We start from the raw sequence: 24,887 nt of genomic DNA, 5'->3' as shown, positions 1-24,887 counted from the left end.
CATTTTCGCCGGCGCTTATCCAAAGCAATTTCATATCTGCTGGATCATTTATATATCTATTGTTCTTGCCTTTATTCCCTGTCGTCATCAATCGATGCCGATTATTGTGTGTTGATTGCTGCTGGTTCTGAGTCCTACTATGCCGCAAAAACGATAGGCAGAGCCTATGATATTCCGGTAGTGGCGGTAATGTTACCTAAGGGATACAGATATACTGATTTTGAACTGATTTTCGCGCAGAATCATGATCTTCCCCCTCAACGGGATAATATTCTGACGTTGCCGATCAACTTGACCTATGTTGATCCACAAGGACATCTTGTCGGGCAGCAGGGACAACATTATGTGGCATTTATCATTGGTGGAGACAGTCCTCATGGTGTTTTAGATTCGCAGCAATTGATAATGCAGATCGAGAATGTCATTGCTGATTTGTCCGAGCACAAATTCTGGCTGACGACGTCGCGTCGCACTTCGAAAGAGGTTGAAAAATGCCTCAAAAAAATCACATTCGACCACGCAATATATTATTCAGATTCACAGGTAAATCCGATCGCTGATTTCTTAAAATTCAGTGATTATGTTTTTATTACAGCCGATTCAACCTCAATGATTAGCGAAGCAGTGAGTTATGGTCAGGCGAACGTTGAAGTTCTTCCTTTGCGTGGTAGCAATTCCTCTAAAACCAAGGCAGACAAATTGATTTCGGCTCTTGCATTAAATTCATGCCTGCATATTTACGACGGACAAGTAGGCAAGGCAAACGCAAAGATTGATATAGGTAATATTATTAAAAAAGCTGTATTAAGGTGTGGATTGAGAGTTGTCCGATGAAAGTATTACAGGTTACGGCAGCGCTAGAACAGGGTGGGGTTGAGCGTGGCACCGTCGAAATGGCCGCATATATTGTTGCCCAAGGTGGTCAAAGCTATGTAGCTTCCCAGGGTGGCAGAATGGTTTCAACGCTAGTTCAGCAGGGATCAGAGCATGTGTTGTTGCCGTTGGCTCAAAGAAATCCGTTCTTTATCTTGTACTCTGCTTTCAAACTCGTCAGTTTGATTCGTCAAGAAGGAATAGATCTGGTTCATGCCCGATCCAGGGCACCTGCTTGGTCTGCTTACATTGCCACCCGTATAACAAAGACAAAATTTATCACCACATTCCATGGAACGCATCGTATTCAGAATTGCTTTAAAAAATTTTACAACAGCTCGATGGTACGTGGTGAACGTGTTATTGCGATCAGTCAGTTTATAAAAAAACACATAATGGATAATTATGATGTGCCTGAGTCACATATTGACGTTGCTCCACGTGGATTTGATCCAAATATATTTGATAGAAGGCTGATTTCCCCTGAACATCTCAAATTGCTGAACTCAGAGTTTTCTTTACAGGCTGACGTCCCGGTGATAAATCTTCCTGGTCGCTTAACTCGCTGGAAAGGACAAGAATTGTTTTTGCGGGCCCTGGTTGAAATTAAAGACCTGCCTTGGCAGACAATTTTGGTCGGCAGTGCAACAAAAAAAAGTCACTATGTTGAGCAGTTAAAAGAAATCGTTCGAACTGAAGGCTTGGCGGACAGGGTTACTTTTGTCGGCAACCGAACCGATATAGAATCGTTTTATGCCCTTTCTGATATAGTCGTCTCTGCTTCATTGGAGCCTGAGGCTTTTGGACGAGTTGCAGTAGAAGCTCAAGCCATGGGAGTGCCTGTCGTTGCCTCAGCCCACGGAGGATCGTTGGAAACGATTATGGATGGCCAAAGCGGTTGGCTATTTACACCAGGCGATATTAATGATTTGGCAACCAAGCTTAGAACCGCTTTAATGTCTCCTGACTTGGTAAAAATGGGAGCAACTGGACAAAAACTTACATGGGAAAAATATACTGTAGACAAAATGTGTGCAGCAGAATGGCGAACCTATAAGGCTGTTTTTAATCCTCAGGTTTTGCTATAAGGCTGACCAGTTTTACTGTCTAGGTATGATTGAATTGAACGGGTGACTAACAATGCGAGTGTTACATATTGCGTATCAGCAGCTAAGACGTTATGGCAAGACCCGGGTAAGCTGGGCACAAAAGCTGACTCATGGCCTGATTAAGAATGATCATTTTGTTCAGGTCTTCAGTGATCGGGATATTGCGGCTTTCGAAGCTCCGCTTGGTTTGAGAGATCTAGGTGTCGGCAAAGCGAATAAACGGTTGCTTGAAACAGTTGAAGCATTTGATCCCGATCTGGTGATAGCCGGCCATTGCGATATTATCAAGAATGAGACATTAAATCAGATACGACAGATTAAGCCCGGTGTGATCATTGTCCACTGCAACAATGATCCGTTATTTGTTCCTGAAAATATCGAAAAAATTAAGCATCGGACCCAAGTCGTTGACGCAATTTTTGTATCGACCGGAAGGCGGGAGCTGACTATTTTTGAAGGGTTGGAATCCCGCATTTATCATATGCCCAACCCGGTCGACCCTGCAGTGGAGAGTCTGGACAATTCACGCAAGACCGATCTGCCGATTGACCTGCTTTTCTGCAGTAACAGTAATGAACACACAAAACGCCTGGAAATGGTTCGGGAGTTAAAAAATGCTCTGGCCGATGAGATGGTTTTCAAAACGTTTGGCAGCTTTGGAGACCCACCGGTATGGGGTCGTGACTACGATAGAACATTGACTCAGACAAAAATGGGTTTGAATCTGAACCGTCAGGAAGGCCATTATTGGTATTCCTCTGCACGCATGGCGCAACTCGCCGGGAATGGTATTTTACAGTTTACCCATTGCGGCCCAAAGTTCGATGAATTGCTGCCGCCGGAGACGGTCGTCTATTTTAACGATGGCGATGATTTGCTGGCCAACATCAGAGAATTCCAGCATGACGATGAGAAAAGGCAACACTGGGCAGCTGCAGCCAGGAGTTTTTTTCATGCGGAAATTAATAACAGATTATATGCCCAGTATATTTTGGAAGCATCACTGCAGATTCCTTTCAGCCATGACTATGTCTGGGCGCGGGATATCCGTCTTGATGGTAGCATGATATGAATCTGCTTTTGTCCCCGCTTAAACCTTTTGCTCAAGGCGGAAACAGACTTTGTTATGTTCACCCTGAAGATTCAAAATTGTGCATTAAGGTAAGGCGCCCCGACTTTACTTTGGCAGATCGTCGTCGGAAAAAGGGCTTTCTCAAAAAAATTAGGCCTTTGTCGTCCTTTGACGATAATCTTGAGGAGTTCAAGGTAATGGGTGAATTGAAAAAACATTATGCCGAAACCATTTTTCAGCATATCAGCCGTTGTTACGGTTTCGTTGAAACAGACATGGGGAAGGGTCTGGTTTCAGAATTGATTAGAAACACTGATCACCGGATTTCCCAAACTTTAAAAAAATACATTTGGGAATTTGGTGTTACTGGTTCTTTAAAAACAGCGATTGAGTCTCTATTGGAGGTATGGAAACACGAGCTTGTCCCGTCGCGGGACCTTCTCCTGCATAATATTGTTGTTCAGCAGGATGCTGAAAAGATCATTCGTCTGGTTGTTATAGACGGGCTGGGGAACACCGGATTGATACCACTACGTTATTTGCCAAGATCCTGGCAAATGCAAAAGATTGAACGGAAGATAGCTAATTTCTATGAGCGAATTGAGCTATTATTGAGTCAACGTGGGGGGGATGTACTCCCTGGCTATCATGGAGAGTTACTGCATGATGGTGTCTCTGATGTTTCTCAGGAAATTCAATGATCAAGGTCGCCCAAGTTTTAGCCGGTGCCGCCCAGGGAGGGGCTGAAAACTTTTTTGTCCGCTTGGTCGTAGGCCTTCATACTGATGGACAACTTCAGCAAAAGGCGTTTATTCGTAACCACGAGCAGCGCATAGGCACCTTAAAAAAACAAAATGTTGAGGTGGAAGGCTTTCGTTTTGGCGGCATCGTGAATTTTTTGGATCGACGCAGATACCTCAAGGCACTCGACGAATTTAACCCCAACATTGTCATGACATGGATGAATCGTGCCAGCGGCCTTACCCCGAGGGGCCCTTATAAACTGGTCTGTCGTTTGGGTCATTATTATAACCTCAAGTACTACCGTCATGCGGACTACTGGGTTGGAATTTCTAAAGGAATTTGTAACCATCTGGTGCAGGGTGGAATGCCGGCTGATCGCGTATTTCATATCCCAAATTTTGCCGATGAATCTGAAGTTAAGCCTCTTTCACGCAACAGCTTTGATACGCCGAAAGATTTACCGTTGTTGTTAGCAGCTGGTCGGTTGCACGTTAATAAGGGTTTTGATGTCCTTTTGCAGGCGATGACATCAATCCCGGATGTCATTTTATGGCTGGCTGGAGGGGGTCCTGAGGAAAAAAATCTCAAGAAGCTTTGTCATGATCTTGGGCTTGACGAACGAGTCCGCTTCCTTGGTTGGCGCGATGATGTTACAGCTTTGATGAGGACCGTTGATGTTTTTATCTGCCCATCACGACATGAAGGATTGGGGTCTATTGTCATGGAATCCTGGGCTCATCGTTGTCCGATCGTTGCGACGGCTTCACAGGGGCCTGGAGAAGTTATAACAGACGGTGAAACCGGACTGCTGGTTCCCGTTGATGATGTCTTGTTGCTCTCCAATTCGATTAAATCAGTGCTGGCCGACAACGCAATGAAAGATAAATTAGTCGACGCTGCTTTTGACCATTATCAACAGTTTTACAGCAAGCAGGTCATTATTTCGCAATATAACCGGTTCTATGCAGACATTGCAGGAAAAGATCGACACTAAAAAGGGTTTGATATGGCATTATTCCCCTGCTGGATTATTACCTTAAATCCTGAACATGATCACGTTGTTTGTCTTTTAAAACAGCTTCGCGACTGGGGATTTGATCCGGAATTGTTTCCAGGTGTTGATGGTCGTAAGCAAATTCCTTCCCTTTTTCCTGATGAGCAAGTCGCTCAAAAGATTACACGAATTCGCCATTTATGCGAATTAACAAGCTCAGAGGTTGGCGGTTATCTGTCCCATTTGCGTGCGATTAAGAGAGCTTATTCACAAGGATTTTACAGGGTCTGTATTCTTGAAGACGATGTTGGATTAGAATCTTCCTTTGAATCCGTAGTAAAAGAAGTTTTTGGTTTGCCAGAAAAAGTCGAGATGGTTCGGCTGATGGCTTTGAAGGTTAGAAAAAGGAAAATTGTAGAATACTTCTCGAACGGACAACACCAGCTTGTTCGTCCGGAGCGTGGCTGGTGTGGTGGTCAGGGGTATGTGTTAAATCGTCGGGGAATGGAAAAAATCATCAAAGCTGGGTCTTCGATATTTGAACCGATCGATAAATTTTATGATCATTTCTGGGAGTATGATCTTCGTTTGTATGGGGTCGAGCCTCATCTGATCTGGGAGATGTCACATCCATCGAACATCTTAAAATCTAATGTCGCCCAGTCTCGGGTTTCCTGGTGGTTGTACTGGTTGCACCCCTTCAATAAGCTGTGGCGCAGTTTGAAACGGCATGCCTATCAAATTCAACATAAATCCGAGTTTTATCCGGCAGAATTTCCGCAAGGAAAACCTGGAAAAACTAAGCGCATGAAACTTTAGCAAGCAGAAATGGTCATAGATGAATATTCTGATGCTCAGTAATGAGTTTCCTCCAAGCATAGGCGGGATACAAACGCACGTTGATGAATTATCTTTGGCATTGTCACGAATTGGGCATCAGGTTGATGTTGTCACTCGTCTTAAAGATAAAAAAAATGCCCAGTATGAAGAACGTGAAGGGGTCAATATCCATAGAATTCAGCTTGCTACTAACCACTTTGTTTACGATTGGCAAATTTCAAGAAAGATCCGCTCGCTGATGAATTCCAAGGCGGTGGATATAGTTCATGTTCATGGAATGCGCCCATTGGCCGCCTGCAAAAACTTAAACCTGCCGGTTGTTTTTACGAACCATACTTCTTCATTTCTAAAGCGCGTTGATTTTGGTCCACCTATACAAAAAAAAATGTTGAAATTGTTGCGCGCTGCTTCTTTAGTTATCGCCCCAAGCCAGATACTGGTAGATAAAACCATTGAAATTGGATACAGAAAAGCTGTTCATTTTGTGTCAAATGGGGTGGATGTTGACAAGTTTTCTCCAGGGGAATCATCACTTAGAAAGAATCTTGGTTTATTAGATACAGATTTTATCATTTTGTTTTCCGGCAGGTTGCATAAGGTAAAAGGTGTCGATTGTCTTGCTGAGGCGACAAATTATATGGCGTTGCCATCTTTGCATCTGGTTGTGGCAGGAGATGGTGATGAGCGTGAACATTTTAAAAATATTGTGATACCAAATATTGGTTCAACAAATCTTCATATGCTCGGTGCCATACCTAACTCAGAGATGCCAAATATTTATCGCGGCTCTAATGTGGCTGTGCTTCCATCTATGATGGAAGCAACGAGCATTTCCGGTCTCGAGGCTATGGCGTGTGGCTTACCCCTTGTTGCGAGTAGAGTCGGTGGCCTTCCCTATATTGTTGATGAAGGAATCAGTGGGTTGTTGTTTAAGCCCGGATCTTCACAAGAATTAGGGGCTGCGCTAAGGGCACTATATGAAGACCGGGCAAAAATGGAAATAATGGGCGAGAAAAGTCGACAGCGGGCCGTGGAATTGTTTTCGTGGGAGATAGTTGCTTTAAAAACCATAGATATTTACCAGAACTTGATAGAGACATTTTGACATTCTGTAAAAGCTCCAGATTTCTTTAAACCCTTAAATAATAAGAAGCTAGTGTTAAATGTGTTTTGTCGAAAATTAAAATTAATATTCAAATCTTTCTGGTTTCAAAACGATCTGGTTACCTCACCCTTGTGGTTGGCTAATTTAACTACGGTTGCTCTTTGCTCTTTTGCATTCTTTGCGATGACAAGCGATCCCATCGGGAAATATTCTCTGCGATTTATTGCGCTTGGTGGATTTGTCATCTGGTTTTTTTACGGGGGGCAATTAAGGAGGTCCGGATCAACTTGGCTTCTTATTGCCGCTATCGTTCTTCCTCTTGTTTCTTGGGGGGGGGCTCATGTCAACCATCCTTTTTTGGCAGAGAATTCACCTAAAATTCATCGCCTGACCAACTGGTTTTTATTTATTCCGATAGCTGTAGTCTTAGGAGGCCGAACCAAAAATATTTATGTTGTTTGGTTTCTGTCCTTAATCGGGGCTTTATGTATTCCTTGGCTAACGGGGTTAGGGTGGCAGGACTTTGAATTGGGAATTCAGGGCATACGGCGTGACTTTGGTTTGCACAACGCCCAGCATGCTGCATTATTGTATGGTGTGCTTTTGCTTGGGTTGATGGTTTTTACCAAGAGATTCTTTTCTGTTAAAGGAACTTATCGTTGGTTTGCAATTCCGTTATGGTTTTTATCATTTGCTGTATGTACCGTTGCAGTTGTGATTACCCAAACTCGCGGTATTTGGTTCGGCCTGATAGTTTCCTTTCTGCTTTTTCCCCCCGTTCTTTTATGCCGGCGCGACAAAATAAAATTAATTAAATATAATTGGATGGCTGTGGTGATAGTGGTAGCTGTATTTGCCCTGTCTTTATCTTCACTAGTTAATCTCTCGAATATTATTCAGGGAAGAATGACAACTGAATCTCACAGTTTTGAAAATATTTTAGAAAAGGATTTGCAGTCTCTTGACTCGGGGAGTATCGGTATCCGAGTTAAAATATGGCAAGCAAGTTGGCCTTGGATTAAAGAACATCCCTTGGTTGGTTGGGGAGGGAACGCTCGAAGGCACATCGTTGATGAATCGGGGTTGGGGGTAAAGTTTGGACATCTCCATAATAGCTATCTCGATATTTTAGTAGGTTATGGGTTTTTGGGGCTTGTATTGTTTTTTTCTCTTATCGGTTGGATGTTGTATATTGCGGTAAAAGCTTGGCAGTCTGGTTGCCTCCCTGGTGATGTTCTGTTTTTTTTCTATCTCTACCTTGGCTTTTGGTTGTTCGTAAATTGTTTTGAGTCTTACATGTTTTTTTCTAGTGGGATCTATGTCTTTAATCTTATTTCAGGGGGGATTATGACATTAATCTGGCGATACCAACTGATATCTTTAAAATCATGAAAGCGTTGTGTAGAAATTGCACAGCTGTTTTGCCGGGATTTTATTTCGCACATCATAGTGTCACTTTATGAAAAAACCTAAAAGTCGACCAGTTGTTGGTTTTCTGTTTCGGGCGATTATTCAATTCCTCTCTCGTTTCTCTCTTGGGTGGGCACACCTTTATGGCATCATCATCGGCTGGTGCTTGTGGTTGCTGCCAAATCCTCTCAAGAGAATCACCAGAGAAAATATCCGCTATGCCTATCCGGATTATTTGCCTGGTCAGCGCCATCGCTTAATCAGGACCAGCCTCATTGATCTGGGTAAAGGCTTCTGTGAGTTGGGCCCCCTCTGGTGCTGGCCGCGGGAAAAGCTGCTCCCCCTAGTTCAAGATGATGGTGGGGTTGATACAATCAAGCAGGCATTGAAACGGGGTAGGGGAGTTATCGTTTTATCTCCGCACCTGGGCGCCTGGGAGATGGTGGGCTGGTATTGGTCGATCCATTTTCCCATCACCAGTCTTTATCGCCCACCACGGGTCAGATCGATGGCCGATTTCATGCGCCAGGTGCGTGAGCGTGAGGGAGCTAACCTGGTGCCGACAGAGGTCAGTGGCATTAAGGCTCTATTTAAGGCACTGAAAAACAATGAGGTGGTGGGTGTTCTGCCTGATCAGGACCCGGGTAAAAAAGGCGGGGTGTTGGCGCCATTTTTCAATCATCCGGCCAACACCATGACCCTGATATCCAAACTGATCCGGAAAACCGGCGCACCGGTGTTTTTCACCTTTGCAGAACGACTGCCAAAAGGAGCGGGTTATAAAATTCATGTGATTGAAGCTGGTCAGGGGCTCGACACAAGCGATGAGCAGGAGGCCGCCCGAATATTGAACCAGCAGATTGAGCAATGTGTGCAGTTGGTGCCGGCACAGTATCTGTGGTCTTACGGGCGCTATCGCAAGGTAAAACAACACTTGAGACGGCAGCAACTGCAGTAAACTGTCATCAATAAAAAAAAATATTTCATGTTTTAATCAAAAATGCTAACGTTCCACCGTTGCGGAGGGGGGCCTCCCTGTGATGGCCAATCATTTTTTCAATTCAGGAGAGCTATAATGGTCAACGTAAAAAGATTTTTTATTGCGTGTCTGGTTGTGTTCACTTTGTGTGTTGTTGGGCAGCCGGCGTTCAGTCTGGAAAAAATCAATATTAACACGGCTAGTGTAGAACAATTAACCCAATTGAATGGTGTCGGTCCGGCTACGGCACAAAAGATTGTTGAGTATCGACAAGAGAAAAAATTCGACAGCATTGATGAGTTGACGAACGTAAAAGGTGTTGGCGAAAAAACCCTGGATAAGTTTCGTGATCAACTAACGGTTGGAGACAAGTAAGTCAATACAACTGTTTATCCGGCCACTCACGCAACGCTGACGGGTGGGGGTAATGCCCCCCACCCGTTTTTCATTTTATGGAGCGCAAATGAAAGTTCTGGTTACCGGTGCTGCCGGTTTTATTGGTTTCCATTTGAGTCAACGACTATTGGAGCGCGGCGATGAGGTCGTTGGTCTGGACAACCTCAACGATTATTACGATGTCAATCTCAAGTACGCCCGATTGACTCAGATTGAAAATAAGCCGAACTTCCGGTTGGTTAAAACGGATCTGGCCGATCGTGAAGGCATTGCCGATCTGTTTCGCGCCGAGAGTTTTGACCGTGTTGTTAATCTCGCGGCACAAGCCGGTGTGCGTTATTCCCTGATCAATCCTCATGCCTATATAGACAGTAATCTGCAGGGATTTATCAATATTCTTGAGGGGTGCCGCCATGCTAACGTGGAGCATCTGGTTTACGCCTCGTCCTCTTCAGTCTATGGCGCCAATACCAGCATGCCTTTTTCCGTGCATGACAACGTTGATCACCCCTTGTCCCTTTATGCGGCCAGCAAAAAGGCCAACGAACTGATGGCTCATACCTACAGTCATCTTTATGCTTTGCCGACCACGGGCCTGCGTTTTTTTACTGTCTACGGCCCCTGGGGCCGCCCCGATATGGCGCTGTTTCTGTTTACCCGGGCGATTCTTGCCGGTGAGCCGATCGATGTCTTCAACTACGGCAAGATGCGCCGTGATTTCACCTATATTGACGATATTGTCGAAGGGGTCGTGCGCACCCTCGACCATACCGCTACCGCCAACCCGCAATGGGATGGAGCAACGCCTGATCCGGGAACCAGTGCGGCACCATACCGACTCTACAATATCGGTAATAACAACCCGGTGGAGCTGATGTATCTGATCAAGGTGCTGGAGGAAAAATTGGGAGTCGAGGCGCAAAAAAACTGGCTTCCCCTCCAGCCTGGTGACGTACCGGCGACCTATGCCGATGTTGATGCCTTAAGCGCTGATGTCGGCTTTAAGCCGGCAACTCCGATCGAGGTCGGCGTTGAGCGTTTTGTCACCTGGTATCGGGAATTTTATAAGAAATAAAAGCGCTTGACTTTTTCTGCAGTGATTTGTTAAAAGGACGCCTCGGTTGTTGCAGGCACGTAGCTCAGTGGGAGAGCACTACCTTGACACGGTAGGGGTCGGCGGTTCAATCCCGCCCGTGCCTACCAGCGACTGCAGCGAGATAATTCCAACCGAGTCAAGGCATCTAGCAGATGCCTTTTTTGTTTTGGAGAAGGGACTGATGGCCAGTATTCAGATAGAACTACCAGATGGCTCGATCAAGGATTTTGACGCCGGGGTGACCCCTCACGATGTTGCCCTGTCGATCAGTGAAGGGCTGGCACGCCAGACCCTTGCCGCACGTTTTAATGATGTTCTGATCGACACAGCCCGCCCTTTGGAGCAATCCGGTAAATTGCTGCTCATCACCCCCAATTCTCCGGAAGCTCTGGAGATGATTCGTCACTCCTGTGCGCATCTGATGGCGCAGGCGGTCAAGGAACTGTACGGTAACGACGTACAGGTAACCATCGGCCCGGCAATCAAGGATGGTTTTTATTACGACTTTTACAGCGAGAACAAAAAATTTGTTCCTGAGGACTTCCCCCTGATTGAAGCCAAAATGGAAGAGTTGGCCAGGGCTGACATGCCGATTGAACGCAAGGTGATGAGCCGCGATAAGGCGATTGCCATGTTTCGTGCCAAGGGGGAGGACTACAAGGTTGAGTTGATTGAAGATCTTGATCAGGAGACCCTGTCCTTGTACCAGCAGGGCAGCTTTATTGACCTGTGCCGTGGGCCGCATGTGCCGCGCACGGGTGTTTTCAAAGCCTTCAAGCTCACCAGTCTGGCCGGTGCCTATTGGCGCGGTGACGAAAAAAATGCCATGTTGCAACGCATCTATGCGACCGCATTTCTCAATAAAAAAGATTTAAAAACTCACCTGGAACGACTTGAAGAAGCGCGCAAGCGCGACCATCGTAAGTTAGGCAAAGAGCTCGATCTGTTTTCTTTTAACGAAGACATCGGTGGCGGTTTGGTGCTTTGGCACCCCAAAGGCGCCCTGTTACGGACGATCATCGAGGACTTTGAGCGCAAAGAGCATCTCAAGCGCGGCTACGATATCGTTGTCGGACCACAGCTGCTCAAAACCGATCTGTGGAAAATGTCCGGCCACTATGACAACTATCGGGAAAACATGTATTTCACTGAAGTTGACGAACAGGGTTACGGCATCAAGCCGATGAACTGTCTGGCGCACATGCTCATTTACAAGGCGAAGCCACGTTCATACCGTAACCTGCCCATTCGTTATTTTGAACTGGGCACCGTCCATCGCCATGAAAAATCCGGTGTCTTACATGGTCTGTTGCGGGTTCGCGGTTTTACCCAGGATGACGCCCATATCATTTGTCGACCTGATCAGATTGATGCCGAAGTCAAAGGTGTCATGTCCTTTGTCCGTGATGTCGCCGGTATTTTTGGTTTTAACTACACCATGGAGTTGTCAACCCGTCCGCAAAAGTCAATCGGTAGCGATGCTGATTGGGAGTTGGCAACCTGTGCGCTTAAAAACGCCCTTGATGATGTTGGTGAGCCCTATGAGATCAATGAGGGTGATGGTGCTTTTTACGGGCCCAAGATTGACGTAAAGCTGAAGGACGCGCTTGACAGGGAGTGGCAGTGTGCTACAATCCAGTGCGATTTTACCCTGCCGGAACGTTTTGACCTGACCTATACGGGCCAGGATGGCGAAAAGCACCGCCCCGTGATGCTGCATCGGGTGATTGTGGGCTCCATCGAGCGCTTCATCGGTGTTCTCATCGAACATTATGCAGGAAGTTTCCCCCTCTGGTTGTCTCCGGTACAAGCCATCGTGCTGAACGTGACGGATCGTCAGGCAGAGTACGCGCAGCAGGTGTTTGATCAGTTGCGTGCTGTCGGCGTGCGGGTTGAACTTGACCTGCGTAACGAGAAACTGGGTTTCAAGATTCGTGAAGCACAGGTGGCAAAAATTCCCTACATGCTGGTTATCGGCGATCGGGAAGTGGAAGATCAGACGGTTGCACCGCGCTTCCGTGATGGAAGTACCCTTGATCCATTGAGTGTTACCGATTTTGCTGCCTTTGTTGCTGCAGAAGCGGCGGCATATAAATAAGCAATGTTGCACAAAAGACCCGATGTGGGTCTTTTGTGTGTAAGTAAATGCGCTAGTTTGCCAAGAATAGGAGACACGTCATAGCCAAAGAAGCGAACATCAACGAAGACATCAGGGCGCGCCAGGTGCGTGTTATTGATGATGAGGGCGGCCAGTTAGGAGTTCTTGATATTGACCGGGCGTTGGAGTTGGCGCGGGAGCAGGGTCTGGATCTGGTTGAGGTCTCACCACAGGCAGAACCTCCTGTATGCCGGATCATGGATTATGGCAAGTACAAATACCAGCAGGCCAAGCGTTCATCGGAAACGAAGAAAAAGCAGGTCAAATTTGAGATCAAAGAAGTTAAGATGCGTCCAAAAACAGATGATCATGATTTCCTCTTCAAAATGAAACATGCGCGGCGTTTTCTTGAAGAAGGCAACAAGGTTAAGTTGACCATCATGTTCCGTGGGCGCGAAAATGCCCACCCTGATCAAGGGGCGATGCAACTTAACAAAGCGGTTGAAGCATTAAAAGATATTGGTCAGATTGAATCACATCCGAGTAAGATGGGGCGCTTCATGACAATGATGATCGGTCCCATTAAAAAATGATTGCGTTGCAAAAACTCACCAACTGCTGCGTTGCTGCCATCGTCTTACTGCTTCGACGTACATAAGTACGTCTCATTGCTCGACAATGGCGCGCCTTGCATTTGGCGCTTTTTGCTTAGCCATCCCAACTAATGCTTTCTGCGAAAGCATCTATAATATTCTGTGGCTGCAGGAAGCCACATCGGTAACAGGAGAGAACCATGCCAAAAATTAAAACAAACCGTGGTGCCGCCAAGCGCTTCCGTAAAACCGGTACCGGCAAGATTCGCCGTAACAAGGCTTACACCAGCCATATCCTTACCACGAAAACAACCAAACGCAAGCGTAACTTGAGACAGGGAACGACGGTGAACAAGGCTGATGAGAGAAATATCGGTCAACTGATTCCCTATCTGTAACTTTTACTGAAGCACATCACTGCCTGCCGCAGTGACGGTTGTGACCTGTGGGGATAATCTCCCCCTGCAGATCCGGCCACGGCAAATGCCGAAATCCCTATCTAAAATGAAGGAGCAAGTGAGATGGCAAGAGTAAAAAGAGGTTTTAAAGCCAGACGTCGGCGCAACAAGATTCTCAAGCTGGCGAAAGGGTACCGCGGTGCCCGGAGTAAATTGTTTCGCTCAGCAACCGAGGCTGTCGATCGCGCCTTAAATTATGCGTTCCGCGATCGCCGCGTTAAAAAGCGTGATTTTCGTGCCCTGTGGATCACCCGCATTAATGCCGCTGCGCGCGAAAATGGTTTGTCTTACAGCCGTTTGATCCATGGCTTGAAACAGGCCGAAATAGCCCTTGATCGCAAAATTATGGCTGATCTTGCGGTTAATGATCCGGCGGCTTTCAGCGTCATTGCTGAAACTGCCAAAGCCCGTCTGCAGTAAAAAAATAGCTGTTCATTTCCGGGAGACCGAGTGTAAGGCTCTGTCTCCCTTTTTTTATAAGCTTTTTTTGTCGTTTTCCCTGCTGAAGTCGAGCTCGGGATAAAGCTTTTGATATGCGGTGGCTCTAGGTACGGACAACATCATGAAACAACGTATACAGCAACTTCAGCACGATTCTCTGGCCGCTTTGCACCATGCTGCATCACTAAAAGATCTTCAAGCGGTGAGGGTACAGGTTCTCGGTAAAAAGGGTAGCCTGACCGACATCATGAAAGGGATGCGTGATTTATCGGCTGAGGACCGGCCGCTGGTAGGCAGTCTGGTCAATGTCTTTAAAGACACTTTTGAAGGGGTTTACGCAACGCGATTAAGCTTTCTCGAAGATCAGGAAATTTCCGCCCGTCTCAGTCGAGAAGCCATCGATGTGACTTTGCCTGGGAGACGCTCAGTGAGGGGTAGCCTGCACCCGGTCACTCTGGTAACGGACGATATAGTTGATATTTTCTCCCGCCTTGGTTTTTCGGTTGAAGAAGGTCCTGAAATTGAGAAGGATTTCTACAATTTTGAAGCCCTCAATATCCCCAAAGACCATCCCGCCCGGGATATGCAGGACACCTTTTACATCAACGATGATCTGGTTTTGCGTACCCATACTTCACCGGTACAGATTCGTACCATGCTTAAACAGCCGCCCCCGATCCGCATCATCGCTCCGGGAACCGTTTATCGGCGTGATTCCGACTTAACCCATAGTCCGATGTTTCATCAGATTGAGGGGTTTCTCGTCGATGAGCGTGTGACTTTTGGCGATCTCAAAGGAATACTGACCCATTTTCTTAATGAGTACTTCGGTGCCGGGTTACAGGTACGTTTTCGCCCCTCGTTTTTTCCTTTTACCGAACCGAGCGCCGAAGTTGATATTGCCTGTGTTATCTGTGGCGGATCCGGCTGTCGGGTGTGTGGTGGTACCGGCTGGCTTGAGATTCTGGGTTGCGGGATGATCGATCCGGAAGTTTTTACTGCGGTTAATTACGATGCAAAAAAATACAGCGGGTTTGCCTTTGGCATGGGCCTCGAGCGAATAGCGATGCTGAAGTATGGCGTCAGTGACCTGCGTCTGTTCTTCGAAAACGATCTACGCTTTCTGAAGCAGTTTAGTTAAGCGCAAAGGGCTAAACGTTATGATTGTCACCTATAACTGGTTAAAAGAATTCGTTGCGATAGATGCAACACCGCAGGATTTATGTCATCGTCTGACCATGGCCGGGCTTGAGGTTGATTCCCTGAAGGAATTGGGTGCCGGCCTGGAGACAGTGATCGTCGCCCGACTTGATCAGGTCGACCCGCATCCGCAAGCCGATCGTTTAACCCTGTGTCAGGTCAACACCGGTAGCGAGGTTGTTTCGGTGGTCTGTGGTGCGACCAACCACAAGGTGGGGGATCTGGTGGCGCTGGCACAACCGGGTACGGTCCTGCCTGGGGACTTCAAGATCAAGAAATCGAAGATTCGCGGTCAGGTTTCCTGTGGCATGTTATGTTCAGAAAAAGAACTGGGGCTGGCTGAAGAATCTGAGGGGATTATGATCCTGCCGGTGCATCTGCCGATTGGCCGGCCGGTTTTTGATGTCATGGGGTGGCGTGACTATCAGATTGAAATCGGTTTAACCCCAAACCGCCCCGATTGCCTTAGCGTTATTGGTGTGGCCCGTGAGGTTGCCGCTTTATACGGTAAACAGTTGACGCTACCGACGATAAAACTGGCTGAGGCGAGGGAGGCAATATCGACTCACGCTCGTGTCGCCATCGAAAATACTGCGGCCTGCCCACGTTATGCCGCGCGCATGATCCGTGGGGTCAAGATCGGACCCTCACCGGACTGGATGGTGCGGCGTCTTGAGGCGGTTGGTATGCGTTCAATTAACAATATTGTTGATGTGACCAACTACGTCATGATGGAGTTGGGCCATCCGCTCCATGCTTTTGATTTCCGCTTTGTTGAGGAAGGGCGTATCGTTGTTAAATGCGCGCAAGAAGGGGATACATTCGCAACACTGGACGGGCAGGAACATCAGCTATCGGCTGACGATCTGATGATCTGCGATGGTCGTAAAGCCGTTGCGCTGGCGGGGGTCATGGGGGGACTGAACTCTGAAGTTCAGGATGACACCGAAACCATCCTGTTGGAAGCGGCTTATTTTAATCCGGTTACGGTGCGGCGCACGAGTAAGCGTCATGGCCTGCATACTGAATCCTCGCACCGTTTTGAGCGTGGTGCCGATATCGACATGGTGCCCGTCGCCCTCGATCGGGCCGCTGCCCTGATGGCAGAACTGGGAGGCGGCGAGATCCTGGCCGGTGTTGTTGATGTGTATCCGCAATCATTGCCGCAACGGGAAATATCCCTTGCTTTGGTCAGTGTCAATCGCCTGCTTGACTTGTCTCTGGATGCTGCCACAGTAGCCGGGTGCCTTGAATCCATCGGTTTGACAGTTACAACGCAAGCGGGAAAGAGCGGTATCTTTGCCGTCAAGATCCCCAGTTTCCGGCCCGATCTTGAGCGCGAAATCGATCTGATTGAGGAGATTGCACGCCTCCACGGTTACGACAAGATTCCGGTTAGTATGCCGATCGGTGTGGTTGATGCGACATTGCCGCCAGCGCGCCAGCGACTGCAGAAAAAGCTGCGGGATATGCTGGTTGCTGCCGGGTTCGCAGAAACCATCAATTATTCCTTTGTCGGTGCCAATGCCGTTGATAAAATTGCCTTAGCTGATGACGATGTGCGCAGAAATCAGGTGCCGATTTTAAATCCTCTTTCCGAAGAGCAGGCGATGATGCGTACCAGTCTGGTGCCGAGCGTTCTGGAAAGCGTGACCAGGAACCTTAATTATCGCAGTACCGATTTACGGTTGTTTGAATTGCGCCCGGTTTTTCTTGCCGCAGCGGGCGAGCAAACCGCAGAGCGCTTATCCCTGGTTGCTGTCATGACTGGTCGAAAAGATCCGCAGGGCTGGGCGCAGAGTGGTGCAGACGTTGATTTTTTTGATTTAAAAGGGGTTGTTGAAGAAATCTTGGGCGCTTTTGGCCTCGAACAAGGCAGCTTCGACGCCGCGGCCTCACAACCCTATCTGCATCCGGGCAAGTCCTGTGCCCTGACGACGCAAAGTGGAGCGCTGTTGGGCTATCTGGGCGAAGTTCATCCGCGCACCCTGGCGGCCTTTGATATTGATCAGCCAGTCTATCTGCTCGATATCGATGCTGAAGAGTTGTTTCTCCACCATGTAGCGCGTCGATCCTTTACCCCCCTGTCGCGTTTTCCCGATGTCAGCCGCGATACCTCCCTGCTGGTGGATGAGGATACCAAGGCAGCTGAAATTCTTGCTATTCTACGGCAGAATAAGGCTAGAACCGTCGAGGATCTGACCTTGTTTGACCTTTATGCCGGTCAAGGAATTCCACCAGGGAAAAAAAGCATCGGCGTTCGCATCCGCTATCGTGATATGGCCAAGACCCTCACTGAAGAAGAGGTTGGCAAAGCACATGATCGGATGATCAAGGTCCTGTGTGATAAATTGGCAGCTGAAATTCGTTGATAGCACTTGCGGCGTTTTGGCCTCTGTGGTACAAAACTATTGAAATCAAATAGATACTTGATTCCAAGCTTATTAGAAAGTGGGCAGGAGGGTTTATGACTAAAGCCGATTTGATAGAGAATGTTTATCTTACCACCGGGTTCTCAAAAAAAGAATCTGCAGAAATTGTCGAGATGGTTTTTGACTTGATGAAGTCAACCCTCGAGGATGGTGAGAAAATCAAGATTGCCGGGTTTGGCAATTTTGTTGTTAAAGAAAAAGCCTCCCGCCGTGGGCGTAATCCGCAAACCGGTGGAGAAATCGAAATTTCTGCCCGTAAAATTTTGACATTCAAGCCGAGTCAGGTACTCAAGGCGGCTATCAACGAAGCTTCCTGAGTGCCCTAAAGAGAAGCTGTGGCCGACATACCCGACAAACTGTTTTTTAAAATAGGTGAGGTAGCGGATCTTCTTGATCTCAAAACCCATGTATTACGCTATTGGGAAACAGAATTTACCTGCCTCAAGCCGGTTAAAAGCCGTTCCAATCAACGACTTTATCGCCGGCAGGACGTAGAAACGGCCCTGCTGATTAAGGATCTTCTTTATCAGCGGGGCTTTACTATTGCCGGGGCACGCAATCAGCTTGATCATAAAAAAACCCTCGATCTATCTGTTTCCTCCCGTGAAGACTCATCTCTAACTGCTCAGCAACGGTTGGTTCAAATCAAGACTGATCTGCTGGTGTTGCGCCAATCCCTGCTAGACAATCAATGATACCGAGAAAAGTGGCGACGTGCTGATACTGGTAACTAACGACGATGGTGTCTATTCTCCCGGGCTGCGTGCTCTGGCAGATGCCATGGCGACCTTGGGTGACGCCGTGATTGTCGCCCCGGACCGCAATCGCAGCGCGGTTGGGCATGCCCTCACCCTGGAACAGCCATTACGCGCTGAAGAGATTGAACCCGGTATCTTTGCCGTTGATGGAACCCCGACCGACTGCGTTAACCTGGGAATTCACGGTTTGATGATGCAGCGCCCGGATCTGGTTGTTTCCGGCATCAACAGTGGCAGCAACATGGGCGACGATATAACCTATTCCGGGACCGTCAGTGCAGCGTTGGAAGCTTCATTGATGGGGATACCGGCGATCGCCGTTTCACTGAACGCTAAAATATTTTCTGAAGCAGATCTGCTGACCACCACTCGATTTATCATTGTGCTAGCCCAACAAGTGGTGAAAAAAGGGCTGCCTGCTGACACCTTCCTCAATGTCAATGTTCCTTCCGGTCCCTGCCACGGGGTTAAAGTTACTCGTCAGGGCAAACGCCGCTATGGGCAAGCAGTCATCGTTAACGAAGATCCCCGCGGACGCAAATATTACTGGATTGGAGGGTCCAGCGTTGGTTTTGAAGATATTCCCGGAACCGATTGTTGTGCTGTGTCTCGTGGATTTATTTCGGTGACACCGTTGCACACCAATCTGACCAGTGACAGCTTTTGCGAAACCCTGAAAAATTGGCCGGTGTTGTGTGATGGAGGAGTTTTGTAATGGATTATTCCGTCGCTCGACGCAGAATGGTTCAGCAACAGATCATCGCCCGCGGCATCAATGATTCGCGCCTGATCGATGCGATGAATCAGGTGCCGCGCCACTTTTTTGTTGACGAGGGGTTGCGTGGTCACGCCTATGCCGATGGTTCCCTGCCGATCGGCCATAAGCAGACTATCTCACAACCCTACATGGTTGCCGCTATGTCGGCGGCGCTGGAACTTCAAGGTCAAGAACGGATACTCGAGATTGGTACCGGTTCCGGTTATCAGACAACCATTCTCGCCATGTTGGCTAAGCGCGTCTACTCGATTGAGCGTATTCCCGCCCTTGCTGCCCGTGCCCGCAAGGTCCTCGATCAATTACACATAAGTAATGTCAATATCAAAATTGCCGATGGCACGCTGGGTTGGAAAGATCAGGCCCCTTTCGATGGGATCCTGGTCGCCGCCGGCGCACCGGACGTGCCGCATGAATATCTGGCTCAGTTGGCTGTAGGGGGCAAGCTGGTCTTGCCGGTTGGTGGATTTAACCAGCAGAGCTTGATAAGGATAACCCATCTGGGAGAGGATCAGTTCCGGCGCGAAGAGTTGATGGGCTGTCGTTTTGTTCCCCTTATTGGCGAAGCTGGCTGGGCGGAAACGGATAATGCATAAAACCCCCTTGCAGCCATTGTCATGCTAAAATCTGTGCGCCGCCTCTATGACTGGGTTCTGACCTGGGCTAACAGCCGTTATGCGCTACTGGCGCTGGGTCTGCTCGCCTTTACCGAAGCCAGTTTTTTCCCGAGTCCCCCGGATGTTCTGATCATGGCATTGGCTCTCTCCATGCCGCAGAGGTCCTACCGCTATGCTCTGATTGCCACGGTCGGTTCGGTGCTGGGGGCGGCTCTTGGTTATGCCATTGGCTGGGGATTGTGGGATTTATTGGCGGTCTTTTTTTATGCGTACGTGCCGGGTGTTACTGAAGTGGGCTTTGCCCGTGTCGGTGAGTTGTTCAGTGAATTCGATTTATGGATTATATTTGCCGCCGGCTTTACTCCGATCCCCTACAAAATTTTTACCATTGCCGCTGGTGTTTTCGCCATCAACTTTCCGGTATTTATACTGGCATCACTGATTGGCCGCGGTTTACGCTTTTATCTGGTTGCCACCCTGTTCTATTATATCGGGCAGCCGGCTCGTGCATTGATTGAAAAATACTTCAATCTGTTAACCGTAATTGCCTTTATCCTTATTGCGATTTTTGTTGTTATCGTCCGGATGGCCAGTTGATCGTCGGAGCAGATAACAAATAGAGGATCTACTTTTGATTGCTGGCCGTAGGAAGGTGGTAGTGTCTTTGTCCCGCTTCTCATTGGCTTTGTTGATAGCTGTGACGGTTGTGATAGCTTTGGCCGCCTGTCATTCCGGGGTCTACCATACCGTCGAACCGGGTCAGACCCTTTTTCGTATCAGTCGCACCTATGGGGTCGATAGCGATTATCTGGCCCGCATCAACAATATTTCTGACCCTACGCAGTTGCGCGCAGGTACCAGGTTGTATATTCCGGGGGCAAATCAGCAACGTCGCGTCGAGGTGGTAACATCATCACCAGTTCCTGCTACCACAACCCGCACAGCACCGGCACCGGCACCGGCACCGGCAACGCCGTCATCCCCACCTTCTGCTCCTGTACTGACACCACGCCCTCCACCTGCGCCCTCATCGCCTCCGCCCGCGATGGCGAGTATACCGCAAAAGACATTTAGCTGGCCCCTTAAGGGGTCTGTTGTACGACAATTTCGTCCGGCTGCAGAGGCAGGTGCCGGACGCGGCATAGAAATCGCGGCACAGCCGGGGACTGCCGTGCTGGCCGCTGAAGCCGGGCGGGTGATTTATAGTGGTGATGGCGTCAGTGGCTACGGTCATCTGGTGATTTTGCAGCATGACAACCAACTTTTTACTGTTTACGGATTTAATCAACGTAACCTGGTAAGTCAGGGGGCATTTGTCAGCCGTGGTGACAGAATAGCCCTGTCGGGAACACCACCTGCGGGAGGGGAACCGCGTTTACATTTCGAGGTTCGATCAGGAAAGGAGCCGGTAAACCCTCAATTGTATCTCCCTTAGTGATCGTTGAAACTTTTCAAAAATCAGGAGTTCATGGATGAGCAGATACAATTCAGAAGAGGACCAGCCGGAAGAGCTGGATGTCTTGGCCGATGATGGGGTAGATGCAAACGATCTGGAGACTGATGCTGATGAGGAAGAAGAGAAGGAATATCAGTCTGACAATGAAACATCAGCGGTCGATGCGATTAAACTCTATCTCAAGGATATTCAAAAAAGTCAGCTGTTAAATGCCGCACAGGAACGTCAACTGGCTGAATTGATTGCCCTCGGTGATGAAGATGCCAGAGCGCGGATGATTGAATCTAACCTGCGCCTGGTTGTTAAAATCGCCAAGCGTTATATGAACCGCGGACTTCCTTTTCTTGACCTGATTGAGGAAGGGAATATTGGGCTGATCAAGGCCGTTGAAAAGTTCAAGGTTAGTAAAGGGTGTCGATTTTCCACTTATGCTACCTGGTGGATTCGTCAGTCGATCGAGCGTGCTCTGGTTAATCAGAGCCGCACCATTCGCTTGCCGGTGCATGTCGCTGATGAAATCAACAAGCTTGTCAAGGTTACTCGTGAACTGGTTCAGACCCTCAATCGTGACCCTGGCGTTGCAGAAATCGCCGCTGCCTTGGGGGTTGAAGAAGCTCGGGTGCACAAAATGCTGGTGTTGCTTCGAAAGACTTATTCTATCGAGCACCCGATGGGGGATAACAACGACTACAGCCTCATCGATACAGTTGAGGACAAAAATCTCGTCGACCCGGCCAGCACTATCGAGGATGTCGATCTTTTTACCCATGTTCTTGAATTGATGGATGACTTGACTGAAGCCGAACGGGAAATTCTGGTTATGCGCTTTGGACTCGATGATTCCGAGCCACAAACCCTCGATACCATCGGCCGGCTTTTCGGGGTGACCCGCGAGCGCATCCGCCAGATTGAGGCCAAGAGTCTGACAACGCTGCGCAATGCCGCACAGCAGAAATTAACACCGTCCGAACCCTAATCGCCTGTTACGGGAGAACAATGATGGATGATTTAAAGAATATTATTCGCGATATCCCCGATTTTCCCAAAAAAGGGATCATCTTCAAAGATGTGACCACTTTACTGGCCGATGCCAAAAGTTATCAGCGCATGATCGATCTGCTCGCTCATCGCTATATTGGTGAAAAGATTGACCAGATTGTCGGTATAGAGGCCCGTGGATTTATCCTCGGAGCAGCACTGGCTTACAAGCTGGGTACCGGAATCACCCTGGTCCGCAAGTCGGGAAAGCTCCCTTACAAGACCCATCGGGTGACCTACGATCTTGAGTATGGCAGCGATGTTCTTGAAATCCATGAAGACGCATTTAAAAGTGGGGATCGCGTGATTATTGCCGACGATCTGCTCGCTACCGGCGGCACCATGGCCGCGGTCATTCAACTGCTCGACCGCGCCGGCGCCGAGCTGGTTGAATGTGCTTTTCTGGCGGAACTGGAATTTCTCAATGGCCGCAGTAAGTTGCCCGACGGGAAAGTCTTCAGCCTGCTCAAATTCTGATGGCCGCTGGAACCGGATTGCCGCAAGTCGCTGTCATGTATATGTCTGCATACGACACCATGGCTGCGCTCTATAACCAATTGAGCGCCTGACGCTACGAGGGTAAAATCATCTTTCACGAAGATTCCGTCGATGGTTGGGAACACGTACTGCTAGCCTGCATTGGCTTGCTCGAAGGAAAAAACTTTGATAGGTTGATTCCTCGCATCACAAAAGATTAGCTCACTTATATCTATGGAGTTAACATGAAGATATTGATGATCCTGACTTCACACGAGAATCTTGGCACCACCGGCGAAAAAACCGGTTTCTGGCTGGAGGAATTTGCTTCACCTTACTATGTATTCAAAGACGCAGGGGCTGAAATTACGCTGGCATCACCACATGGCGGCCAACCGCCACTTGACCCCAAGAGTGACGCCCCGGATTTTCAGACCGAAGCGACCCATCGTTTCAAATCAGATTCTGCTGCACAGGCTGTTCTGGCAAACACTCTAGTGCTTGCAGCTGTCACCGCAGTTGATTATGACGCCGTATTTTACCCTGGCGGGCACGGCCCCCTGTGGGACTTAGCCGAAGATGCAGCGTCCATCGCTCTGATTGAGGTGATGCTTGCCGCGGGCAAACCGGTTGCCGCTGTATGCCATGCCCCTGGTGTGCTACGGCACCCTAAAGCTCCAGATGGATCCTCCGTGGTGCAGGGGAAAAAAGTTACTGGTTTCTCCAATAGCGAGGAAGAGGCTGTCGGACTGACTGAGATAGTTCCTTTTCTGGTCGAGGACATGCTCAAGGAGTGCGGCGGAAAATACTCAAAAGCGAAGGACTGGCATCCCCATGTTGTTGCTGATGGCCTGCTGATTACAGGTCAGAATCCCGCATCATCTGAACCAGCAGCCAAGGCATTACTGGAAAAGTTGTCATGATTCAATTCTAAAAGGTTTTCTTGAACTCCACCTGCTCTTTTTCGTAAGCAGCTTTAAATTCCGGTAGTGATGCTACGTCAGCGATAAAACGTTTGACGTTTGTCCCCATCTCAATTTTCGTATTGGCAAAGCCAGCATTCCAGCTAGAATACACAGCGGCCATATAATCGGCGTGGGTCGGCTGGTCTCCGAGAATAAACTTTCTGGTTTCTAGTCGCTTATCCAGAATTGCCCACAAGCTGGAAACGGCGTCTGCAAGCTGCTGCAGTGTTTCTGCCTTGACCTCATCACTGAGTTTGATTTTGTAGGCAATGGCGAACATTCTGCCGTAGGCCGGGTGCAGGGTCGAATAATCAAAATTCAACCACTGATAGAACTTGGATCTCTGCTCAACGTCTACCGGCAGCATGGTATTGGCGTGTTTTTCAAGCAGATACAGTGCGATAGCAGCCCCTTCAGTAATGATCTGACCATCTTCCCTCTTTAAAGCTGGGACCTGGTTGGTCGGAACCATCGATTGATAGTCCGCGACATCATTGCGCTTGATCAGTTGATAGGGAACCCCGAGCTTTTCCAGCAATACAGCAATTCCGGTAGAACAACTGCCTGGGAGGGTGTAAAGCGTGTACATAATGGTTTGTCCTTTCAAAGATTACATCCAGGAATTTTTGAGCATTTGGAGCCAGCCACAAGGCTGGCATTTCTCCAAGAGGGTTAAATGGTTTCTCGACTGATTCTGTCGATAAAAGTCAATATTGACAATCTTGAGTCAGTGAACTTAATCGCTATGATTCAGGTCAACATTTGTTTGGATACTTGATTGGTTCAAAACTTTTTTTAGCGATATTTGGGCCGGTTGGCGGCGCACACGAAAATTAAGGTGAATAACATTCATGTGACAATGATTTTGAGCGGCAGGATCGTCTTGACCGACCGGTATGCCGGTGATAAAGAACATGTAACTCACTTGCTAGACGGTTGATAGTATGGATGCAGGGCGCCT

Annotated in this window: 27 protein-coding genes and 1 tRNA gene; 27 read left to right on the top strand and 1 reads right to left on the bottom strand. The window is 48.2% G+C overall.

What is annotated here, in order from left to right; genetic code table 11:
* The 27 genes from AC6F7T_RS03320 to AC6F7T_RS03190 form a co-directional block, all read left to right on the top strand.
* Positions 1 to 834 (top strand): ELM1/GtrOC1 family putative glycosyltransferase (locus AC6F7T_RS03320; RefSeq protein ID WP_500716551.1); only part of this gene is annotated, 834 nt, incomplete at its 5' end.
* The gene (locus tag AC6F7T_RS03315) at positions 831 to 1,961 is read left to right on the top strand and encodes a glycosyltransferase (protein ID WP_500716550.1); all 1,131 of its coding nucleotides are present in this window, start codon (positions 831 to 833) and stop codon (positions 1,959 to 1,961) included. The genes AC6F7T_RS03320 and AC6F7T_RS03315, both read left to right, overlap by 4 nt.
* 52 nt (positions 1,962 to 2,013) lie before the next feature.
* Positions 2,014 to 3,054 carry a glycosyltransferase family protein gene (locus AC6F7T_RS03310; protein WP_500716549.1) on the top strand — a complete coding sequence of 347 codons (1,041 nt, stop codon included), beginning with the start codon at positions 2,014 to 2,016 and terminating at the stop codon, positions 3,052 to 3,054.
* The gene (locus tag AC6F7T_RS03305; protein WP_500716548.1) at positions 3,051 to 3,755 is read left to right on the top strand and encodes a YrbL family protein; all 705 of its coding nucleotides are present in this window, start codon (positions 3,051 to 3,053) and stop codon (positions 3,753 to 3,755) included. The genes AC6F7T_RS03310 and AC6F7T_RS03305 overlap by 4 nt, the downstream gene beginning before the upstream one ends.
* The gene (locus tag AC6F7T_RS03300; RefSeq protein WP_500716547.1) at positions 3,752 to 4,792 is read left to right on the top strand and encodes a glycosyltransferase; all 1,041 of its coding nucleotides are present in this window, start codon (positions 3,752 to 3,754) and stop codon (positions 4,790 to 4,792) included. Before AC6F7T_RS03305 ends, AC6F7T_RS03300 begins: the two co-directional genes overlap by 4 nt.
* A 12-nt stretch (positions 4,793 to 4,804) precedes the next feature.
* Positions 4,805 to 5,611 carry a glycosyltransferase family 25 protein gene (locus AC6F7T_RS03295; RefSeq protein ID WP_500716546.1) on the top strand — a complete coding sequence of 269 codons (807 nt, stop codon included), beginning with the start codon at positions 4,805 to 4,807 and terminating at the stop codon, positions 5,609 to 5,611.
* Between the two features lie 19 nt (positions 5,612 to 5,630).
* On the top strand, positions 5,631 to 6,737 hold the full coding sequence (locus AC6F7T_RS03290) for a glycosyltransferase (protein ID WP_500716545.1): 1,107 nt from the start codon (positions 5,631 to 5,633) through the stop codon (positions 6,735 to 6,737).
* A gap of 129 nt (positions 6,738 to 6,866) precedes the next feature.
* Positions 6,867 to 8,129 carry an O-antigen ligase family protein gene (locus AC6F7T_RS03285; RefSeq protein ID WP_500716544.1) on the top strand — a complete coding sequence of 421 codons (1,263 nt, stop codon included), beginning with the start codon at positions 6,867 to 6,869 and terminating at the stop codon, positions 8,127 to 8,129.
* A 67-nt stretch (positions 8,130 to 8,196) separates the two neighbouring features.
* The gene (locus tag AC6F7T_RS03280; protein ID WP_500716543.1) at positions 8,197 to 9,105 is read left to right on the top strand and encodes an LpxL/LpxP family acyltransferase; all 909 of its coding nucleotides are present in this window, start codon (positions 8,197 to 8,199) and stop codon (positions 9,103 to 9,105) included.
* Between the two features lie 117 nt (positions 9,106 to 9,222).
* A complete protein-coding gene (locus AC6F7T_RS03275; RefSeq protein ID WP_500716541.1) occupies positions 9,223 to 9,501 on the top strand; it encodes a helix-hairpin-helix domain-containing protein in 279 nt (92 codons plus the stop codon).
* A gap of 88 nt (positions 9,502 to 9,589) precedes the next feature.
* Complete coding sequence (locus AC6F7T_RS03270) at positions 9,590 to 10,597, top strand: SDR family NAD(P)-dependent oxidoreductase (RefSeq protein ID WP_500716540.1); 1,008 nt, start codon at positions 9,590 to 9,592, stop codon at positions 10,595 to 10,597.
* 53 nt (positions 10,598 to 10,650) lie between these two features.
* Positions 10,651 to 10,725: transfer RNA gene (locus AC6F7T_RS03265), tRNA-Val, on the top strand.
* Positions 10,726 to 10,799: 74 nt separating this feature from the next.
* The gene (thrS, locus tag AC6F7T_RS03260; protein WP_500716539.1) at positions 10,800 to 12,716 is read left to right on the top strand and encodes a threonine--tRNA ligase; all 1,917 of its coding nucleotides are present in this window, start codon (positions 10,800 to 10,802) and stop codon (positions 12,714 to 12,716) included.
* Positions 12,717 to 12,796: 80 nt separating this feature from the next.
* Positions 12,797 to 13,309 carry a translation initiation factor IF-3 gene (gene infC, locus AC6F7T_RS03255; RefSeq protein ID WP_500716553.1) on the top strand — a complete coding sequence of 171 codons (513 nt, stop codon included), beginning with the start codon at positions 12,797 to 12,799 and terminating at the stop codon, positions 13,307 to 13,309.
* Between the two features lie 200 nt (positions 13,310 to 13,509).
* The gene (gene rpmI / locus AC6F7T_RS03250) at positions 13,510 to 13,707 is read left to right on the top strand and encodes a 50S ribosomal protein L35 (protein ID WP_500716538.1); all 198 of its coding nucleotides are present in this window, start codon (positions 13,510 to 13,512) and stop codon (positions 13,705 to 13,707) included.
* Between the two features lie 123 nt (positions 13,708 to 13,830).
* Complete coding sequence (rplT, locus tag AC6F7T_RS03245) at positions 13,831 to 14,187, top strand: 50S ribosomal protein L20 (protein ID WP_500716537.1); 357 nt, start codon at positions 13,831 to 13,833, stop codon at positions 14,185 to 14,187.
* 142 nt (positions 14,188 to 14,329) lie between these two features.
* Complete coding sequence (gene pheS, locus AC6F7T_RS03240) at positions 14,330 to 15,349, top strand: phenylalanine--tRNA ligase subunit alpha (RefSeq protein ID WP_500716536.1); 1,020 nt, start codon at positions 14,330 to 14,332, stop codon at positions 15,347 to 15,349.
* Between the two features lie 19 nt (positions 15,350 to 15,368).
* Positions 15,369 to 17,780, top strand: a complete 2,412-nt coding sequence (pheT, locus tag AC6F7T_RS03235; RefSeq protein ID WP_500716534.1) for a phenylalanine--tRNA ligase subunit beta — start codon at positions 15,369 to 15,371, stop codon at positions 17,778 to 17,780.
* A gap of 95 nt (positions 17,781 to 17,875) precedes the next feature.
* Positions 17,876 to 18,157, top strand: a complete 282-nt coding sequence (locus AC6F7T_RS03230; protein WP_500716533.1) for an integration host factor subunit alpha — start codon at positions 17,876 to 17,878, stop codon at positions 18,155 to 18,157.
* A gap of 18 nt (positions 18,158 to 18,175) precedes the next feature.
* The gene (locus AC6F7T_RS03225) at positions 18,176 to 18,535 is read left to right on the top strand and encodes a MerR family transcriptional regulator (RefSeq protein WP_500716532.1); all 360 of its coding nucleotides are present in this window, start codon (positions 18,176 to 18,178) and stop codon (positions 18,533 to 18,535) included.
* 19 nt (positions 18,536 to 18,554) lie between these two features.
* A complete protein-coding gene (surE, locus tag AC6F7T_RS03220) occupies positions 18,555 to 19,313 on the top strand; it encodes a 5'/3'-nucleotidase SurE (protein ID WP_500716531.1) in 759 nt (252 codons plus the stop codon).
* Positions 19,313 to 19,969 carry a protein-L-isoaspartate(D-aspartate) O-methyltransferase gene (locus AC6F7T_RS03215; protein WP_500716530.1) on the top strand — a complete coding sequence of 219 codons (657 nt, stop codon included), beginning with the start codon at positions 19,313 to 19,315 and terminating at the stop codon, positions 19,967 to 19,969. The genes surE and AC6F7T_RS03215 overlap by 1 nt, the downstream gene beginning before the upstream one ends.
* A 21-nt stretch (positions 19,970 to 19,990) precedes the next feature.
* Positions 19,991 to 20,587 (top strand): VTT domain-containing protein, encoded by a 597-nt coding sequence (locus tag AC6F7T_RS03210; RefSeq protein WP_500716529.1) that lies wholly within the window; start codon positions 19,991 to 19,993, stop codon positions 20,585 to 20,587.
* A gap of 61 nt (positions 20,588 to 20,648) precedes the next feature.
* The gene (locus AC6F7T_RS03205) at positions 20,649 to 21,425 is read left to right on the top strand and encodes a peptidoglycan DD-metalloendopeptidase family protein (RefSeq protein ID WP_500716528.1); all 777 of its coding nucleotides are present in this window, start codon (positions 20,649 to 20,651) and stop codon (positions 21,423 to 21,425) included.
* A gap of 37 nt (positions 21,426 to 21,462) precedes the next feature.
* On the top strand, positions 21,463 to 22,422 hold the full coding sequence (locus AC6F7T_RS03200; RefSeq protein ID WP_500716527.1) for a sigma-70 family RNA polymerase sigma factor: 960 nt from the start codon (positions 21,463 to 21,465) through the stop codon (positions 22,420 to 22,422).
* 23 nt (positions 22,423 to 22,445) lie between these two features.
* Positions 22,446 to 22,961 carry an adenine phosphoribosyltransferase gene (locus tag AC6F7T_RS03195; protein WP_500716552.1) on the top strand — a complete coding sequence of 172 codons (516 nt, stop codon included), beginning with the start codon at positions 22,446 to 22,448 and terminating at the stop codon, positions 22,959 to 22,961.
* Between the two features lie 245 nt (positions 22,962 to 23,206).
* The gene (locus AC6F7T_RS03190) at positions 23,207 to 23,884 is read left to right on the top strand and encodes a DJ-1/PfpI family protein (protein WP_500716526.1); all 678 of its coding nucleotides are present in this window, start codon (positions 23,207 to 23,209) and stop codon (positions 23,882 to 23,884) included.
* A gap of 7 nt (positions 23,885 to 23,891) precedes the next feature.
* Here the strand turns inward: AC6F7T_RS03190 and AC6F7T_RS03185 are convergent, their stop codons facing one another.
* Positions 23,892 to 24,515, bottom strand: a complete 624-nt coding sequence (locus AC6F7T_RS03185) for a glutathione S-transferase N-terminal domain-containing protein (RefSeq protein ID WP_500716525.1) — start codon at positions 24,513 to 24,515, stop codon at positions 23,892 to 23,894.
* Between the last annotated feature and the right edge of the window lie 372 nt (positions 24,516 to 24,887).

This window comes from Pelovirga sp., from assembly GCF_059864205.1.
Note: the sequence above shows the minus strand (reverse complement) of the source record. Positions and strands in the feature narration are given on the sequence as shown.